Origin of the sequence: Streptomyces sp. IBSNAI002 (genome assembly GCF_052244475.1) — a bacterium.
Lineage (GTDB): Bacteria > Actinomycetota > Actinomycetes > Streptomycetales > Streptomycetaceae > Streptomyces.
The window spans coordinates 3,912,466-3,929,012 of sequence record NZ_JBQPXG010000002.1; the positions used below are offsets into that span (position 1 = coordinate 3,912,466).

Genomic DNA, 16,547 nt, shown 5'->3' on the forward strand with positions numbered 1-16,547 from the left:
CCCGCCTCGCCTTCGTCTGCCGATTCGTCATATCGGTGCCGGGCCATCGTCGTAGCTGACGGACCGTCAGGCAAGAGGGGTGACCGGATCGCCCGGGGCCCGGCCGTCGCGGGTACGGGTACGCACCCGTACCCGTAGCGGCTGTGCCCTCGTCGAGGCCGACCGGGCACGGCCGGCCGGAGCTGACGGAGCGGGACGTCAGAAGCCTTCGGGGCCCATCACGATGACCGGCTTCGCCGCCGGGTCGAGGGTTTCCAGGACCTTCTTCATCGCGTCCTTCGGGATGCCGACGCAGCCCTGCGAGGGGCCGTCGTGGTCCACGTGGAGCCAGATGTTGCCGCCCTTGCGCTCGCCCTCCGGCTTGACCGGGTCGAGCGGCGACTTCCCCGGCCTGCGGTTGAAGTCGATGGCGACGACGTAGTCGAAGGAGCCCGCCAGCGACTCCCCGTTCACCCCGCGCCCCGTGGCGACGAACGCGCCGTCCTTGTGGTACGGGAGCCGGGTACCGGACGGCGGCGGCAGCAGCCCGCCCGCGTCGGTGAGCGCGAAGACGCCCTGCGGGGAGGTCAGGTCCCCGTACGTGCGCTCCGTGGACCAGCCCTTCGCCCCGTTGCGGGCCGGCCAGCTCTCGCCGCGCACCCAGTCGGCGCCGGCCGCGGGCCGGGTGTAGAACGCGGCGGTGGACTCCGAGGAGTCCCCGGCCTTGCCGGTGACCAGGACGAGCTGGCGGGCATCGGCCGGGATCTTCGCCAGGGTCTGCTCGCTGATGCCGGTCAGCCCCTGGAGGGGATCGCGGGGAGCGGCCTTCGGCGCGGCCTCGGAGGCGCCCCGCTGGGCGTCGCGCGCCGCGCGGTCGGCGGCCGGGGGGCGGGAGTCGGCGCTCGCCTGCGACGAGGTGCCGACGGCCTTCTGGTCGAGGGCGTACACCCAGCCCGCCGCGAAGGTCAGCAGCCCGGCGGTGGCGACGAGGGCCACCCGACGGGACGTGGGCGAGGACGTACGAGTGCGTCCCTGACGAGGCGTACGCGAGGGACGCAGCGTGCGGGAGCGGGCTCGGCGGTGCTTGCTCATTGAACCGACCGTACATCAGCCGCCCTTCACCGCGGCTGAACGCTGCCCTGCCGCCGGAGGTCTGCCGCCGGGAAGCGGACACCGACGGTCAGCCCGCCGTCCGGGGCCGGATTGGCCCGCGCCGTCAGCTCCGCCTCGTGCGCACGGGCGATCGACGCGACGATCGACAGCCCCAGACCGGCGCCCTCACCTGCGGTGTGCTGCCGTTCCGCGCGCCGCCGGAAGGGCTCCAGAAGCTTCGGCACGTCGCCCGGATCTATCACCGGGCCCGTGTTCGACACCGTCAGTTCCCCCTCGGCGGAGGTCGCCAGGGTCAGCCGGCCGCCCGCGCGGTTGTGACGTACGGCATTGGTCAGCAGGTTGCGGACCAGGTGTCCCAGCAGGGTCCGGTCGCCCATGACGGTCAGCGGGGCCAGCGTCCGCTGCACCGTCAGACCCTGCTGCGGGCAGGCCGCGAGCTCGGCGGCGGCCAGCGCGGCGAGGTCCACCGGCTCGGCCGACTCCAGCCCCTCCTCCGACACCGCGAGCAGGAGCAGCGATTCGATGAGGTGCTCGCTGGAGTCGGCGACGCCGATCAGCCGCTCGCGGATCCGGGCGACCCGCTCCGGCGACGGTTCCCCGGCCAGCCCGATCTCGGCCGCCGCCCGCTGCACGGCGAGCGGGGTGCGCAGTTCGTGCGCCGCGTTCGCCGCGAACCGCCGCTGGGCGGAGACCAGGTGCTCCATCCGCCCCAGCATCGCGTCGAAGGTGTCGGCGAGCTCCTTGAGCTCGCCGGGCGGGGCGTCGAGGGCGATCCGCTCGTCCAGGTTCTCGCCGGACAGCCGCCGCGCGGTCCCGGTGATCACCGCGACGGGGCGCAGCACCCGGCCGGCCATCCACCAGGCCAGCCAGATCGACAGCACGGCGAACACCGCGAGGGCGATGAGCGAGACGGTCAGCAGCCGGTGCTGGGTCGCCTCGGTGACGGCGCCCGTCAGGTTCTGGGTGAGGGCGTAGCCCCTCAGCTGCTCCTGCGAGGGTGCCTCGCCCGGGGCCATGCTCTGGGCGGGGGCGGGGGTGCGGCCGGGGTCCGTCTCCAGCCGTTCGCCCAGGCGCAGTGCGGGGGAGACGGTGCTGACGGCCCCGCTGACGCTCGCGTAGAGCCCCTGCCCGAGCAGGACGTAGACCAGGGCCACCAGTCCGCCGCCCGCCAGCAGCAGCAGCGAGCCGTACAGGGCGGTGAGCCGGCCGCGTTCGGTGCGCAGGACGCGGCGGGCGAACGCGGTCACCGGGCCGCGATCCGGTAGCCCGCGCCCGGCACGGTCTCGATGAGCGGCGGCTCGCCCAGCTTGGCGCGGAGCTTGCTGAGCGTGACGCGGACGGCGTTGGTGGAGTAGCTGGTGTCCTCTTCCCAGACGTCCTCGATGAGGTCGTCGTTGCTGACCACCGCGCCCTCGGCGCGCAGCAGCGCCTCCAGGACGGCGAACTCCTTGCGGGACAGGGCCAGCCGGCGTCCGTCGCGGGTGGCGCTGCGGCGGGCGGTGTCGACGGCGATCCCGGCGCGCTCCAGTACGGGCGGCAGGGCGGGGCGGGCGCGCCGGCCCAGGGCGAGGACGCGGGCGAGGAGCTCGTCGTAGGCGAAGGGCTTGGTGAGGTAGTCGTCGGCGCCCAGGCCCAGGCCCTCGACCCGGTCGCGTACGGTCCCGGACGCGGTCAGCATCAGGACGCGGGTCAGCAGCCGCTCGCGCACCACCTGGCGGCAGACCTCGTCGCCGTGCAGTCCGGGCAGGTCGCGGTCCAGGACGAGCACGTCGTACGCCCCCAGGCGCAGGCGCTCCAGGGCCTCCAGGCCGTCGCCGGCCTCGTCGACGGCCAGCGCGTCGCGGCGCAGCCCCTCGGCGATCATCTCCCGGAGGAATTCCTCGTCCTCCACCACCAGTACGCGCATGGCGTCCTCTCTACCCGACATCGGTATTTCGGCGTTGTAAGCACGGTCGGAGAGGGAAGCGAAAGGGCCCTTTGCCGCAGGGTCGGCCGCATGAAGCGATCCCTCATCATGACCACGGCCGCTGTCATCACCGGTCTCGCACTCGCCGTCACCGGATGTGCGGGCGGCTCGGACGGCGGGAACGGCGGGAACACCGGCAAGAACGACTCCGCGTCGGGCGGCGGTTCCGGCTCGGGCTCGGGCTCGGACGCGGACAACGCCGTGAAGATGCGCCAGTGCCTGCGCGACCACGGCATAGACGCGCCCGACCCCGCGCCCGGCCAGGACCCGCGCGGGATGACGGTCGGCGGCGGCGCCGACCCCGAGAAGATGCAGGAGGCCATGAAGGCCTGCGGGATGAGCGGCCCGGGTTCGGGCAAGGAGCCCACCCAGGAGGAGAAGGACAAGGAGCTGAAGTGGATCCGCTGCATGCGCGACAACGGGATCCAGCTGAAGGACCCTGAGTACAACGGCGGGGCGCGGAGCGGCATCGAGATCCCCCAGGGCCAGGAGAAGGCCTTCGAGGACGCCCAGAAGAAGTGCGAAGCGGCCCGGTCGTGAGGAAGCGCGGCAAATGGCTGCTGGGAACACTGGCCGTCGTGCTCGCCGCCTCGGGCGGCGGGTACGCGGTCATGGCCCAGCCGCAGCAGGAGAGCGGGCAGGAGCAGCGCGGCAGCGGTCTGCCACCGGCCACCGCGCCGGTGCAGCGCGGCGACCTCAGTTCGGGCCTCCAGGTGGAGGGCACCCTCGGCTACGCCCAGGAGCGCAAGGTCAACTCGGCCGGTCCGGGCGTGCTGACCTGGGTCGCGGGCGAGGGTGCGGCGGTGGAGCGGGACGGGAAGCTGTACGAGGTCAACGGCAAGCCGGTGCGGCTCATGTACGGGTCCACGCCCATGTACCGGCCGCTGAAGGCCGGGGACAAGGGCGACGACGTCAAGCAGCTCAAGCGCAACCTCCAGGCGCTGGGCCACGGCACCGGGCTGGATCCCGAGGACGGCACCTTCACGGCCGGTACGGCCACGGCGGTCAAACGGTGGCAGAAGGCGCACAAGGTGCCGGAGACGGGCGAGGTCGCCAAGGAGGACATCGCCTTCGCCTCGGGGCCTCAGCGGGTCAAGAAGAACGACTCGGCGGTCGGTGACGAGCCGGGCCCGGGCAAGCCGGTGATGACCCTGACCGGCACCGAGCGGGTCGTCCGCTTCCAGATGGACGCGGCGAAGGCGGGCGCGGCGAAGACCGGCGAACCGGTCACCGTGCGGCTGCCGGGAGGGACCACGGTCACCGGCAAGATCGACTCGGTGGGCGGTACGGCCGGTCCGGACGAGAAGGGCGAGGGCGGCGGCGGTCCCGGCGGCGGCGACAAGAAGGCCAAGGTCGAGGTGGTCGTCGCGCTGGACAAACCCGCCGAGGTGAACGCCCCGGACCAGTCCCCGGTGTCGGTCGGCCTGACCGGCGAGACGCGCAAGGGCGTGCTCTCCGTACCGGTCAACGCGCTGCTCGCGCTGACCGGCGGCGGCTTCGGCGTGCAGGTCGTCGAGGACGGCAGGGCGCGCGAGGTCAAGGTGGAGCTGGGCATGTTCGGCAACGGCCGGGTCGAGGTGACCGGCGACGCCCTCAAGGAGGGCATGCAGGTGGGGATCCCGAAGCTATGACGCACACGCATCCGGCTCCCGTGGTCGAGCTGTCCGGGGTCACCAAGGAGTACCCGGGCGGGGTCGCGGCCCTGCGCGGGGTCGACCTGACCGTGTCGAGCGGCGAGCTGCTGGCCATCGTCGGCCCGTCCGGATCCGGGAAGTCCACCCTGCTGCACATCGTCGGCACCCTGGACCGGCCGACGGCGGGCGGCGTACGGATCGTCGGCCACGACGTCGCGGCCCTCTCGGACCGCTCGCTGTCGGCGCTGCGGTCCCGGCACGTGGGCTTCGTCTTCCAGTCCTTCCACCTGGTGCCGGGCGTCAGCGCCCGGGCGAACGTCGCCGAGGGGCTGCTGTACTCCGGCCTCTCGCGGGCCGAGCGCGGCCGGCGGGCGGAGCGGGCCCTGGAGCGGGTCGGTCTCGGCGACCGGCTGGAACACCGGCCGCACGAGCTGTCCGGCGGGCAGAAGCAGCGGGTGGCGATCGCCCGCGCGGTGGCGGGCGCACCCGACCTGCTGCTGGCCGACGAGCCGACGGGCGCGCTGGACACGGCGTCCGGTGAGTCCGTGATGGAGCTGCTGCACGAGCTGAACGCGGACGGGGCCACCATCGCCGTGATCACCCACGACCAGGAGATCGCGGCGAGCCTGCCGCGCCAGGTCCGGATCCGGGACGGCGAGATCGTGGCCGATGTCCGCAACGCGTCGGCCGGGGCCGCCGCGGCGGCCCTTGCGGCAGGGCCGGCCGGGGCGGGGGTGGCGGGATGAGCCGTACGAGCGGCCGTGCGGGCGGTCGTACGGGCAGCCGCAGGGCCCGTCGTGCCGTGCGGCTGACCCCGCCCAGGCTGACCCCCCGTGACGTCCTGCACGTCGGATCGGCCGGGCTGCGCTCGCGCCCGATGCGGGTGTTCCTGTCCGCGCTCGGCATCGCCATCGGCATCGCGACGATGATCGCGGTGGTCGGGATCTCCTCCTCCAGCCAGGCCAAGCTGCTGCGCGAACTCGACCGGCTCGGGACGAACATGCTGGTCGCGACGCCGGGTCAGGGGATGTTCAACGGGCAGGACACCAAACTGCCCAAGGACGCCCCCGGCATGATCTCCCGCATCCAGGGGGTCGAGTCGATCGGCACCACCGGTGACGTGGCCGAGTCCGTGCGCCGCTCGGAGAACATCCCGGCGGAGGAGACGGGCGGGATCGTGCTGAAGGCGGCCAAGGACGACCTGCTGGGCACCCTGCGCGCCAGGATGGGCAGCGGCACCTGGCTCAACGAGGCCACCGGCCGCTACCCCTCGGTGGTGCTCGGCGACGTCTCGGCCCGGCGCCTGGGCATCACCGAGCCGGGCCAGCAGGTGTTCATCGGCGGCCGGTACTTCACCGTGATCGGCATCCTGGCGCCGGTGCCGCTGGCCCCGGAGATCGAGCGCTCGGCCCTGATCGGCTGGGACGCGGCCGAGCAGCTGCTCGGCTTCGACGGGCACCCGACGGCGGTGTACGAGCGGTCGGCGGACGACCGGGTGGCGCAGGTGCGGAACCTGATCGCCCAGACGGCCAACCCGCAGACGCCGAGCGCGGTCGCGGTCAGCGACCCGTCGGCGGCGCTCCAGGCGAAGGCGGCCACGGAGGGCGCGTTCAGCACGCTGCTGCTGGGACTGGGCGGGATCGCGCTGCTGGTGGGCGGGGTCGGCGTGGCCAACACCATGATCATCTCGGTACTGGAACGCCGCCACGAGATCGGCTTGCGCCGCTCGCTGGGCGCCACGAAGGGGCAGATCCGGATCCAGTTCGTGACGGAGTCCCTGCTGCTGTCCGGCCTCGGCGGCCTCGCCGGCATCGCCCTGGGCGCGGCGGCCACGGCCGTCTACGCCCGGGCCGGCGACCTGCCCTGGGTGGTCCCCCTCTGGGCGGTCAGCGGCGGCTTCGCGGCCACCCTGGCCATCGGCACCCTGGCCGGTCTCTACCCGGCGGTCCGGGCGGCGAAGCTGTCCCCGACGCTGGCGCTGGCCGCCGGATAATCCCCGGAGCCGGCCGCGATCACCGGCGTACGCTGGTCCGATGCGAACTCCACGTCACGCAGCGCGCGTTGTCATCCTGTCCCCCGCCGGGTCGGTGTTCCTCTTCCGCGAGAACAACGTGGAGGTCGGCATCCACTGGCTGCCGCCCGGCGGGGGCATCGACCCGGGCGAGAGCCCCGAGGAGTGCGTACGGCGGGAGCTGCGGGAGGAGACCGGCTGGACCGACCTCGAGCCGGGGCGGCTGCTGTGCACCTGGGAGCACGACTTCACGCACCAGGGCATCCCGGTCCGCCAGCACGAGCACATCTACCTCACCACGGGCCCGCACCGCGAACCGGTGCTCGAACACCCGGACATCCACTGGCAGTGGCTCTCCCCGCAGCGCCTGGCCACCCTGGGCGAACCCCTGTGGCCGCCGCGCCTGCCGGACCTCCTGGCGAACGCACCGGCCGGGCCGGTGCACTTGGGACTGATCGGCTAGTTCGGCCGGGCCGTGCCCGTCGTGGCCTTGCCGTACAGCGAGGCGGCGTAGTCGCCCAGGATGGTGCTGGTCGACACGTCGTCCGTGTCACCGCCCGTCAGGATGCCGATGATCTTTCCGTCGCGGGCGATCCAGGCGCTGCCGCTGGTGCCGCCGGGGAAGTCGGCGCAGTCGAAGCGCTGTTCGGTGTCGCTCTCGCGGACGGTGACCGCCGTGCAGGTACGGGGCACCTTGCGGTCGGCCGGGTAGCCGGTGACGGTGACCTCCTCGGCCGAGCGGCCGCTGGTGTCCAGCACGGCCGCCCCCGTCACGTCCTCGATGTTCCGGCCCGTGGCGTCGGGGGCCAGGCGGGCGAAGGCGAGGTCGTAGCTGTCGTCCGTGCCCTCGGCCCAGCGCTCGTCCTCGAAGACCTCCTCGAGCTTCCACGTGCCGTACGGGGCGTACCCGTTGGCGTACGCGGGCACGAAGACGGCGGTGCCGCCGCCCTGGTCTCCGTCGAGCAGGCAGTGCCCGGCCGTGATGATCAGGTTCCGGCCGGGGCTCTGCACCACGGTGGCGGTGCAGAAGTGGTCGCTGTCCAGACCGTTCGTGAACAGGGCCCCGGTGAAGGCCGCGGGCCCGCCGGGCTGGGGGGTGACGGCCGGCGGCAGCGTGCTCTTGGGCGGGGTGGTCAGCTGCGGCTTCGCCGCCTGGGAGCGCGACGGGGCCGTCGGCGACGGCGTGGTCGCGGCCTTCGCCCGCGCGGGCGCGTCCGCCCCGGGCGGCGGCGCCAGCTCGGCCACCGCGGCGGAGGCCCCCAGTGCCGCGAGGGCACACAGCACCACGGTCACGACGGTCCGCTTGTCCACCGACATGATGATCCTTCCGCTGCACCCGGGCGAAGCATGCCCCGCGGGCGGGGCCGGGTGCAAGGCGCACGGATCCCGCCCCGCGCCCCGCGGCCCCGTCCCCGCGCTCACCGCGGGAGGCGCTCAGCCCGCGTACAACGCCTCGATCTCCGCCGCGTACCGCTCCGCCACCGCCCGGCGCCGCAGCTTCAGCGTCGGCGTCAGGGTCCCGGACGCGATCGTGAAGTCCTCCGGGAGGACGTGGAAGGCGCGGATGCGGGCCGGGCGGGAGACCGTGGCGTTGACCTCCGCCACCGCCGCCCCGACCAGGGCGCGGACCGCCGGGTGGGAGGCGGGGGCGGCGCCCAGGTCGTGGCCCTCGCGGGCCGCCCAGGCGGCGATCTCCTCCGCGTCCAGGGTGATCAGGGCCACCGGGTGCGGGCGGCGGTCGCCGACCATCACCGCGCGGGAGACGTAGCGCGAGCGCTGGATGGCGAACTCGACCTCCGTCGGCGTCAGGTTCTTGCCCGCCGAGGTGATCACGATCTCCTTCTTGCGCCCGGTGATCCGCAGGTACCCCTCGGCGTCCAGTTCCCCGAGGTCCCCGGTGTGCAGCCAGCCGTCCGGGTCCAGCGCCTGCGCCGAGGCCGTCGCGTCGGCGTGGTAGCCGGGGAACACCATCGGCCCGCGCGCCAGCACCTCCCCGTCCCGCGCGATGCGCACCTCGCAGCCCGCGATGGGGCGCCCCACCGTCCCGTACCGGACCGCGCCCGGGTGGTTGAGGGAGATGACACCGCCCGACTCCGTCATCCCGTACCCCTCGTACACCGCGATCCCGCAGGCCCTCAGCAGGTCCAGGGTCGCCGGGGCGATCGGGGCGCCGCCGGTGAGCGCCCACTTCAGCCGGCCCCCGAACGCGCCCCGGACCAGGGAGTACAGCGTTTTCTCCGCCGCCTCGTAGGCGTCCCGGAGCTCGTCCGGCAGCCGGCCCTCCGCCGCGAGCAGGCCCAGCCGCACTGCCTCCTCCAGCCGTTCCCGGCCGCCCTCCCGGCCCTCGGCCAGCGACAGCACCACCGAGTGGAGCTTCTCGAACAGCCGGGGCACGGAGGGGAGGTGGGTGGGGCGGACCTCCGCCAGCTCCGCCAGCACGTCCTCGATCCGGCCGCCGAAGTAGCACAGCTCACCGCCCTCCAGCAGCGTCGTGAACTGGATCAGCTGCGCCAGCAGGTGCGCGAGCGGCAGATAGAGGTACGTCGAGTCCCCCGGGCCGCCCTTGATGAGCGGGAGGGTGGCGTCCTGGATCGCGCCCAGGTTGCCGTGGGTGAGCCGGCAGCCCTTGGGCAGGCCCGTGGTGCCCGAGGTGTAGACGATCGACGCGTCCGCCCCGGGCGCGACCGCCGCGGCGCGCGCGAGGAGCGCCGCCTCCGGAGCCTGCGGCAGGCCCGGCAGCGCGTCCATCCCCACCACCGCGCGCAGCGCGGGCAGGGCGGGCCGCAGCGCCTCGACCCGGGCCGCCTGCGCCGCGTCGTCGCAGACCACGACCGCGGCCGCCGAGTCCGACAGGACCCAGGCCAGTTCCTCCTCCCCCGCCGTCGGATAGACCGGGACGAGGACCGCGCCCGCCGCCAGCACCCCGAAATGGGTGTACGTCCACTGCGGGCGGGTCTCGGCCAGTACGGCCACCCGCTCGCCCGCGGCCACCCCCAGGCCGAGCAGCGCCCGCCCGACGGCCCGTACCTCCGCGCCCAGTTCCCCGTACGTGCGGGTCTGCCAGCCGCCTCCCGGCGCCCGGAACCTGAGGGCCGTCTCCGGCCCGTACCTCTCCCCGGTCCACTGGGTGAACTGCGCCAGGGTGCTCGGCCGGCCGTCGACGTCCATCGCGTGCCCTCCCGGGAGTTGGTGACTCCCGACGCTAGGCAGCCGGGGGCGTCCGGCGGCATGACCGGAAGCGTCAGCCGTGCTGGCCGCAGCGCTCATCCCGGCCGGGACGGCGCGCCGACGCCGTATCGCACGGCGGCGCGGGCGGCTACCGTCGGAGCATGGGGAGGCGGACCATCACCGTGCACCACGTGCGGGCCCTGCTCGCGGGGGCGCGCGGCAGCGGCATCGACATGGTGCCGCTGCTCCAGGAGGCGCAGATCCCGCCGCTGCTGCTGGGCGACGACCGGGCCCGGATCACGCCCGCGCAGTTCGCGCGCCTGTTCCGGGCGCTGTACCGGACCACGCAGGACGAGTTCCTGGGCCTGAGCCCGGTCCCCAGCCGGCCCGGCACCTTCGCGATGATGTGCTACGCCTCGCTCGGCTGCCGGGATCTGGGCGCGGCCATGGAGCGGGCGGCCGCGTTCTACGGGCTGTTCCCGGGCGGGCCGGAGCTCACCCTCGACGTCGTGGGAGCGGAGGCGCGGTTCACGGTGCGCAACGACTTCGCCCGGGACGAGGAACGGTTCTTGACCGAGTGCGTGCTGGCCATCTGGCACCGGCTGAGCAGCTGGCTGATCGGCCGGCGCATCCCGCTGGCCCACGCCGCCTTCTGCTATCCCCCGCCGCCGCACAAGGACGAGTACGAGATCCTCTTCGACTGCCCGGTCCGCTTCGGGGAGGCCCGTACAGGTGCGGTCTTCGACGCGCACTGGCTGACGGCGCCGCTGGTGCGGGACGAGCCCGCGCTGGACGCGATGCTGCGGCGCGCGCCGTTCGACCTGCTGTCGCGGCCGGAGTACGGGACGACGGTCGCGGAGCAGGTCCGCCGGACCCTGACCCGGCAGCTGCGCGGCTCGCCGCGGCTGCCGGAGCTGGGGGAGGTCGCGGCGCGGCTGGCGGTGTCGCCGGCGACGCTGCGGCGCCGGCTGCGGGAGGAGGGAACCTCGTTCCAGGAGCTGAAGGACCATGTCCGGCGGGACGCGGCGATCGCGGGGCTGGCGGAGAGCGGGGAACCGATCGCGGAGCTCGCGGCCCGGCTGGGCTTCTCGGAGGACACGGCGTTCCACCGGGCCTTCCGCCGCTGGACGGGCACGACCCCGGGCGCGTACCGCCTCGCGGCGAGCCCTTGACCAGCCGGCGAGCCCGGCACCCTTCCTGGGGCGCGACCGAGGCGAGCGGTCAGCCCCTCCGGGGACGGGCTCCGCGCGGAGCGAACAGCGCGGCCAGGGCCGAGAGGGCGAGGCCGAGGACGGCGAGGGCGGCCAGGCCCAGGGTGGTCAGGTGGAGGGCCTTCTCCCAGGACTCCGGCTCTCCGTACACCCGGTCACCCAGCGCCCGCGCCTCCCCCTCGAAGACCAGCTTCCCGCCGCCGTCCTTCCCGATCTCGTCCGCGTACGCGTACAGCGTGCCCGTCCGCGGCACCCCGCCGGCCGTCCACCGCGTGCCCTCGCACTTCGCCGTGCCCCGGCTCCCGCTGCCGCCCCGGACGAAGGTCTCCGTACCGCACCGCGAGGGCAGTTCGACACCGGCCGGGGCGCCGAAGGCGTAGGCCGCGCCCCAGCCCGTCGGCTTCTGGGAACCGCTGCCGACGAAGAAGAAGACCCCGGCCGCGATGCCCGCGAGCACGAGGCAGAGCGTCGCCCGCTGCTTGAACTTCTCTCCGCGTCCGGACACGGAAACCCCCAGAGGTTATCGGCCACCCGATGGCCGAGAACCGACCCGGTGTGTCGCGCGTTTGTACCGCACCCCCGCCGCGCCGGACAAGGCCTGCGATTCCCGGCCAGGAAAGCTGAGCTGCACGGTCAGCGACCTTCCTACCGGTCGGTCACTACCGTCGCCTCACCTACCCCCACCCGGACCCTTGGGAGAGCCGCCCATGCGATTCCGAAGCACCGCCCTGGCCGCCGTCGCCGCCCTGGCCCTCTCGGCCGCGATCCCCGCCACCGCCACCGGCGCCACCACCGGCGCCACCGCCGCCGAAGCGGACGCCACGCAGACCGCCCGCCCCGGAGACCTGGTCAGCAGCGCCCCCTCCGCCTTCCACCCGCTGCCCGGCCAGCCCACCCGCACCAAGGCCTGGAAGATCCACTACCGCTCCACCACCGCCGACGGGACCCCGAACACCGTCTCGGGCACCGTCATCGTCCCGCAGGACGGCCGCACCGGCCCGCGCCCGCTCATCACGTACGCCGTCGGCACCGTCGGCATAGGCGACTCCTGCGCACCGAGCAACAACATCCCGTACGGCACCGCCATGGAGGCGAACCTCATCCAGCAACTCACCCTGCGCGGCTGGGCCGTGGTCGTCACCGACTACGAGGGCCTCGGCACCCCGGGCGTGCACACCTACACCGTGGGCCCCTCGGCCGGGCACGCCGTGCTCGACGCCGCCCGCGCCGCCACCCGGCTCCCGGAGGCAGGCCTCCCGGCCGACACCCCGGTCGGCATCATGGGCTACTCCCAGGGCGGCCAGGCCAGCAGCTGGGCCGCCGAACTGCAGGGCTCGTACGCCCCGGAGCTGAAGGTCAAGGGCACGGCGACCGGCGGCGTCCCGGCCGACCTGCTGAAGGTGGCCGACTCCAACAACGGCTCCTTCGGCTCCGGACTGATCTTCATGGCGGCGGCCGGCCAGGACGCCGCCTTCCCCGAGCTGAAGCTGGACTCCTACCTCAACCCGGCCGGCAAGGCGCTGGTCGCGGGCATGAAGGAGAACTGCGTGGCGATCGACGCGATCGCCGGCTCCTTCAAGCGGATCTCCGACCTGACCACGCGCAACCCTCTCGGCCAGCCCGACTGGCAGGCCCGGCTGGGCCAGAGCCGGCTCGGGCGCACCGCCCCGGCCGCGCCGGTGTACCAGTACCACGCGCTCGCCGACGAGTTGATCCCCTACGGGGTGGGCCGCGGGCTGCGCTCCGACTGGTGCGCGCGGGGTGCGAACCTCGAATTCGACACCATCTGGATCGGTGAGCACGTCAGCGGTGTGATCACCCAGTCGCCGGCGGCCGGCAACTGGCTCGCGGACCGCTTCGCCGGACGCGCCACGCACTCCAACTGCTGACGCCCCGCGGCGGTGCGGCACCTGCCCCTCCGTGCGTTCACTCCACGGCGGGGCAGGACCGCGTCCCGGACGGCAGCCGCCCGCTGAGCAGGAAGCGGTCCACGTACTCGCTGACGCAGGGCGAGGAGCCGTAGCCGGTGTGCCCGTCCCCCTTGTAGTCCACGATCACGGCCGAGCCGAGCCGCTCGGCCGTCTCCTCCGTCCACTCGTACGGGGTCGCCGGGTCCCCTCGGGTGCCGACCAGCAGCATCCGCGGGGCGCCCGGGCGGTCGATCCGCCGGATGAAGTCGGTGCCCGCCGGGCGGCCGTAGCAGGAGAGCACCGTCGACAGCTGGCTCGGCCCGAAGATCTTCGAGGCCTTGAGGAACTCCTCCTCCAGGGCTTCCATCTCCTTCTCGACGGCGGCCGCACCCGCCTTCTCGTCCGACCGGTCCGGGTCGTCCGCGCAGCTCACGGCGACGAGCGCCGCCTCGCTGTTGTCGGCCGGCACCTTCCCGGGGCCGTCGGGCACCTCTTCCTCCCCGTCGGACGGCTCCACCGGGGCGCCGAGCTGGAGCAGCTCCGCCGGGTCGCCGCCCCGTTCGGCCGTCTTCAGCGCGTCGGCGAGCGCGGGCCACATCAGCGGCGAGTACAGGGCGGCGCCGATCGCGTAGACGAGGTCCTGCCCGGTCACGTACGAGCCGTCGTGCCCGACCAGCGGCTCCTCGTCGAGCCGGGTCACCAGGGCCTCGACCTTCTCCCTGGCGGTGCGGGTGTTGGTCCCGTAGACGCACCCGTACTGGTGGGCGCACCAGGTCAGGAAGTTCTCCAGGGCCCGCTGCTGGCCCCGCGCCGAGACGAGGGCCTGCTCCGTCAGCGGCTCGGTGAGGCTGTCGACGCCGTCGAGGACCATGCGGCCGGTGGTGCCGGGGAACTGCGCCGCGTAGACGGCGCCGAGCCGGGTCCCGTACGAGAAGCCGAGGTAGTTGAGCTTCTTGTCGCCCAGTGCCCGGCGGATGACGTCCATGTCGCGGGCGACGTGCACGGTCCCGACGTACGGGAGGACGGGGCCGGAGGCCAGCTCGCAGCTCCTGACCACGGCGCGCAGGGCGGCCAGCACGGCCGCCGCGTCCGCTCCCTCCTCCAGGGCGGTGTGCTGGGAGCCCCCGCAGGAGACGGGCTCGCTGTGGCCGACGCCGCGCGGGTCGAAGGCGACGAGGTCGTAGCGCTCGCCGAGCTCGGCGAAGGCGTCGGGGTCGGCGGCCAGGCTCGCGATGCCCGGGGCGCCGGGGCCGCCGAAGTTCAGCAGGAGCGAGCCGAGGCGCTTCTCGGGGTTGGTGGCCGGTATCCGGGCCAGGGCTATCTCGGCCGTGCCCTTGCCGGGCGCCGCGTGGTCGAGGGGCACCTGGACGGTCCCGCAGCGCATGGCGTCGGGCACGGGCCGTTCGGGGCACTCCCCCCACCGGACGGCGGGGGCGGGTGCGGGCGGCGGCGAGCTCGGGCCGGGCGCCGCGCCGAGGCAGGCCAGGACCAGCACACAGGCCGCGGCGACGCGGGACGGGCCGCGGGAGCGGCCACGGGGGCGGGAACGGTGCACGGCGCCCTCCTCGGGCAACCCCCCGGACCGCAGGAGCGGTCAGCCCACGATAAACGCGCCCCCGCACCCCCGCATCCCCGCATCCCCGCCCCTCGACCGCCGGATCAGGCCTCGCGCGGTCCCCGGTACAGCTCGTCGATCTCGCGGGCGTAGTCGCGGGCTATCGCGGCCCGCTTCAGCTTCAGCGATGGGGTCAGGTGGCCGCGCGCCTCCGTGAAATCGGCCTGCAGGACGGTGAAGCGGCGGATCGACTCGGCGCGCGACACCAGCCGGTTCGCCTCGTCGACCGCCCGCTGGAGGTCCGCCCGCAGCTCCTCGTCCCGCACCAGCTCGTAGATCGGCACGCCCGTCTTCTTGTGCATCTGGCGCCAGTGCAGCAGGCCGTCCGGCTCCAGGGTGATCAGGGCGGTGATGTACGGCCGGTTGTCGCCGATGACCATGCACTGGCCGACCAGGGGGTGGGCCCGCAGCCAGTCCTCCAGCGGCGCGGGGGCCACGTTCTTGCCGCCGGAGGTGATGATCAGGTCCTTCTTGCGGCCGGTGATGGTGAGGTACCCGTCGGCGTCGAGCTCGCCGATGTCCCCGGTCGGCAGCCAGCTCCCGTACGGGACGCCCTGGCCGCTGTTCCAGTACCCGGCGAAGACGTGGCCCCCGCCCAGCAGCACCTCGCCGTCGTCCGCGATCCGGACGGCCGTGCCGGGCAGCGGCCAGCCGACCGTCCCGAGCCGGGGCCGCTGGGGCGGGGTCACGGTCGAGGCACCGGTCGTCTCCGTGAGCCCGTACCCCTCGAAGACCTCGATGCCGGCGCCGGTGTAGAACGCGGCGAGGCGGCGGCCGAGCGGCGACCCGCCGCTGAGCACGTAGCGGACGCGTCCGCCGAGCGCGGCCCGGATCCGCCGGTAGACGAGCGGGTCGTACAGCGCCCGCGCGGCGCGCAGCCCGAGCCCGGGCGTCCCGCCCGCGGCGGTCTTCTCGCCGAGCCTCCCCGCGATGCGGGCGGCCCGGTCGAAGGACGCGGCCCGGCCCATCTTCTCGGCGGTGGCCCGGGCGGTGTTGTAGACCTTTTCCAGGACGTAGGGGATGGCGAGCAGGAACGTCGGCCGGAACCCGGCGAGATCCGCGAGCAGTTCCCCGGTGGCGATGCTCGGCGCGTGCCCGAGCTTCACCCGGGCCCGCAGGCAGCCGACCGCGACCATCCGCCCGAAGACGTGGGACAGCGGCAGGAAGAGCAGGGTGGAGGCCGGGTCCTTGCTGACGGACTTGAAGACGGGGTGCAGCAGCTCCACCGCGTTGTCGACCTCGGCGAAGAAGTTGCCGTGCGTGATGACGCAGCCCTTGGGCCGCCCGGTCGTGCCCGAGGTGTAGATCAGGGTGGCGACGGCCTCCGGCGTACGGGCGGCCCGCCGGGCGTGCACCACCGCGTCGGGCAGGTGCTCACCGGCCTTGACGAGCCGGGCGACGGCGCCGGTGTCGAGCTCCCACAGGTGGGCCAGCCAGGGCAGGTTGGCCCGCTCGGCGCTGATGATGCGGGCCTGCGCGGTGTCCTCGACGGCGCAGGCGACGGCGCCGGAGTCCTGGATGATCCAGCGCACCTGGAGGGCGGAGGACGTGGGGTAGATCGGTACGGTGACCAGCCCGGCGGCCCATCCGGCGAAGTCGAGCAGGGTCCACTCGTAGGTCGTACGGGCCATGATGGCGAGCCGGTCGCCCTCCCGCAGCCCCTCGGCGATCAGGCCCTTCGCGACGGCGAGCACCTCGGCGGCGAACCGGGCCGCGGTCACGTCGTGCCAGGTGCCGTCCCGGTCCTTGCGCGCGAGCACCGCCTCGTCGGGCGCCTCGCGGGCGTTGTCGAAGGGGATGTCCCCGAGCGAGCCCCGTTCGGGCACGCCCGCCAGCGCGGGCACCCGTACTTCGCGCACCACCCCGTCGACTGTGAACTTGACGGGTTCGACGGGTTCGACGGGTCCGGCGGGCCGGGCCGGCGTGAGCTCGGCTCCCAC

Annotated in this window: 15 protein-coding genes; 7 read left to right on the top strand and 8 right to left on the bottom strand. The window is 74.1% G+C overall.

Going from position 1 to position 16,547, the window contains the following annotated elements; all coding sequences use genetic code 11:
• Positions 1 to 198 precede the first annotated feature (198 nt).
• The 3 genes from ACTVZO_RS18870 to ACTVZO_RS18880 are packed head-to-tail and all read right to left on the bottom strand — an operon-like array spanning position 199 to position 2,998.
• On the bottom strand, positions 199 to 1,071 hold the full coding sequence (locus ACTVZO_RS18870; protein ID WP_443299504.1) for a L,D-transpeptidase family protein: 873 nt from the start codon (positions 1,069 to 1,071) through the stop codon (positions 199 to 201).
• A gap of 26 nt (positions 1,072 to 1,097) precedes the next feature.
• The gene (locus ACTVZO_RS18875; protein WP_443299505.1) at positions 1,098 to 2,339 is read right to left on the bottom strand and encodes a sensor histidine kinase; all 1,242 of its coding nucleotides are present in this window, start codon (positions 2,337 to 2,339) and stop codon (positions 1,098 to 1,100) included.
• Positions 2,336 to 2,998, bottom strand: coding sequence for a response regulator transcription factor (locus ACTVZO_RS18880; protein WP_443299506.1), 663 nt, complete (start codon positions 2,996 to 2,998; stop codon positions 2,336 to 2,338). Before ACTVZO_RS18880 ends, ACTVZO_RS18875 begins: the two co-directional genes overlap by 4 nt.
• Positions 2,999 to 3,088: 90 nt before the next feature.
• Here ACTVZO_RS18880 and ACTVZO_RS18885 point away from each other — a divergent pair, with 90 nt between their 5' ends.
• From ACTVZO_RS18885 to ACTVZO_RS18905, 5 genes are read left to right on the top strand one after another with little or no spacing between them, the layout of a single operon-like run.
• Entirely contained in the window at positions 3,089 to 3,598 is a 510-nt protein-coding gene (locus ACTVZO_RS18885) for a hypothetical protein (protein ID WP_443299507.1), read from the top strand.
• Positions 3,595 to 4,689 carry a peptidoglycan-binding protein gene (locus tag ACTVZO_RS18890; protein ID WP_443299508.1) on the top strand — a complete coding sequence of 365 codons (1,095 nt, stop codon included), beginning with the start codon at positions 3,595 to 3,597 and terminating at the stop codon, positions 4,687 to 4,689. Before ACTVZO_RS18885 ends, ACTVZO_RS18890 begins: the two co-directional genes overlap by 4 nt.
• Entirely contained in the window at positions 4,686 to 5,438 is a 753-nt protein-coding gene (locus ACTVZO_RS18895) for an ABC transporter ATP-binding protein (RefSeq protein ID WP_443299509.1), read from the top strand. Before ACTVZO_RS18890 ends, ACTVZO_RS18895 begins: the two co-directional genes overlap by 4 nt.
• Positions 5,435 to 6,685: an ABC transporter permease gene (locus ACTVZO_RS18900; protein WP_443299510.1), complete on the top strand. Its 1,251-nt coding sequence runs from the start codon at positions 5,435 to 5,437 to the stop codon at positions 6,683 to 6,685. Before ACTVZO_RS18895 ends, ACTVZO_RS18900 begins: the two co-directional genes overlap by 4 nt.
• Positions 6,686 to 6,725: 40 nt before the next feature.
• Positions 6,726 to 7,166 (top strand): NUDIX hydrolase, encoded by a 441-nt coding sequence (locus ACTVZO_RS18905; protein ID WP_443299511.1) that lies wholly within the window; start codon positions 6,726 to 6,728, stop codon positions 7,164 to 7,166.
• Here the strand turns inward: ACTVZO_RS18905 and ACTVZO_RS18910 are convergent.
• Both ACTVZO_RS18910 and ACTVZO_RS18915 read right to left on the bottom strand, forming a co-directional pair.
• Complete coding sequence (locus ACTVZO_RS18910) at positions 7,163 to 8,020, bottom strand: trypsin-like serine peptidase (RefSeq protein WP_443299512.1); 858 nt, start codon at positions 8,018 to 8,020, stop codon at positions 7,163 to 7,165. The two genes, ACTVZO_RS18905 and ACTVZO_RS18910, sit on opposite strands and share 4 nt — an antisense overlap.
• Positions 8,021 to 8,137: 117 nt before the next feature.
• Positions 8,138 to 9,871 (bottom strand): AMP-dependent synthetase/ligase, encoded by a 1,734-nt coding sequence (locus tag ACTVZO_RS18915; protein WP_443299513.1) that lies wholly within the window; start codon positions 9,869 to 9,871, stop codon positions 8,138 to 8,140.
• 161 nt (positions 9,872 to 10,032) lie between these two features.
• Between ACTVZO_RS18915 and ACTVZO_RS18920 the strand changes: the two genes are divergently transcribed.
• On the top strand, positions 10,033 to 11,043 hold the full coding sequence (locus ACTVZO_RS18920) for an AraC family transcriptional regulator (protein ID WP_443299514.1): 1,011 nt from the start codon (positions 10,033 to 10,035) through the stop codon (positions 11,041 to 11,043).
• 49 nt (positions 11,044 to 11,092) lie between these two features.
• On the opposite strand, the gene ACTVZO_RS18925 is transcribed toward ACTVZO_RS18920, so the two are convergent.
• Positions 11,093 to 11,587 (bottom strand): hypothetical protein, encoded by a 495-nt coding sequence (locus tag ACTVZO_RS18925; protein WP_443299515.1) that lies wholly within the window; start codon positions 11,585 to 11,587, stop codon positions 11,093 to 11,095.
• Between the two features lie 202 nt (positions 11,588 to 11,789).
• Between ACTVZO_RS18925 and ACTVZO_RS18930 the strand changes: the two genes are divergently transcribed.
• On the top strand, positions 11,790 to 12,971 hold the full coding sequence (locus ACTVZO_RS18930) for a lipase family protein (protein ID WP_443299516.1): 1,182 nt from the start codon (positions 11,790 to 11,792) through the stop codon (positions 12,969 to 12,971).
• Between the two features lie 37 nt (positions 12,972 to 13,008).
• On the opposite strand, the gene ACTVZO_RS18935 is transcribed toward ACTVZO_RS18930, so the two are convergent.
• Positions 13,009 to 14,547, bottom strand: coding sequence for an alpha/beta hydrolase (locus ACTVZO_RS18935; protein WP_443299517.1), 1,539 nt, complete (start codon positions 14,545 to 14,547; stop codon positions 13,009 to 13,011).
• Between the two features lie 104 nt (positions 14,548 to 14,651).
• Positions 14,652 to 16,547: an AMP-dependent synthetase/ligase gene (locus tag ACTVZO_RS18940; RefSeq protein WP_443299518.1), complete on the bottom strand. Its 1,896-nt coding sequence runs from the start codon at positions 16,545 to 16,547 to the stop codon at positions 14,652 to 14,654.

Excerpts from the sequence above, each read along its gene's own strand:
- ACTVZO_RS18905 (WP_443299511.1), top strand. The coding sequence starts at position 6,726 with ATGCGAACTCCACGTCACGCAGCGCGCGTTGTCATCCTGTCCCCCGCC.
- ACTVZO_RS18915 (WP_443299513.1), bottom strand. The coding sequence starts at position 9,871 with ATGGACGTCGACGGCCGGCCGAGCACCCTGGCGCAGTTCACCCAGTGG.
- ACTVZO_RS18895 (WP_443299509.1), top strand. The coding sequence starts at position 4,686 with ATGACGCACACGCATCCGGCTCCCGTGGTCGAGCTGTCCGGGGTCACC.
- ACTVZO_RS18885 (WP_443299507.1), top strand. The coding sequence starts at position 3,089 with ATGAAGCGATCCCTCATCATGACCACGGCCGCTGTCATCACCGGTCTC.
- ACTVZO_RS18880 (WP_443299506.1), bottom strand. The coding sequence starts at position 2,998 with ATGCGCGTACTGGTGGTGGAGGACGAGGAATTCCTCCGGGAGATGATC.
- ACTVZO_RS18920 (WP_443299514.1), top strand. The coding sequence starts at position 10,033 with ATGGGGAGGCGGACCATCACCGTGCACCACGTGCGGGCCCTGCTCGCG.
- ACTVZO_RS18870 (WP_443299504.1), bottom strand. The coding sequence starts at position 1,071 with ATGAGCAAGCACCGCCGAGCCCGCTCCCGCACGCTGCGTCCCTCGCGT.
- ACTVZO_RS18930 (WP_443299516.1), top strand. The coding sequence starts at position 11,790 with ATGCGATTCCGAAGCACCGCCCTGGCCGCCGTCGCCGCCCTGGCCCTC.
- ACTVZO_RS18910 (WP_443299512.1), bottom strand. The coding sequence starts at position 8,020 with ATGTCGGTGGACAAGCGGACCGTCGTGACCGTGGTGCTGTGTGCCCTC.
- ACTVZO_RS18900 (WP_443299510.1), top strand. The coding sequence starts at position 5,435 with ATGAGCCGTACGAGCGGCCGTGCGGGCGGTCGTACGGGCAGCCGCAGG.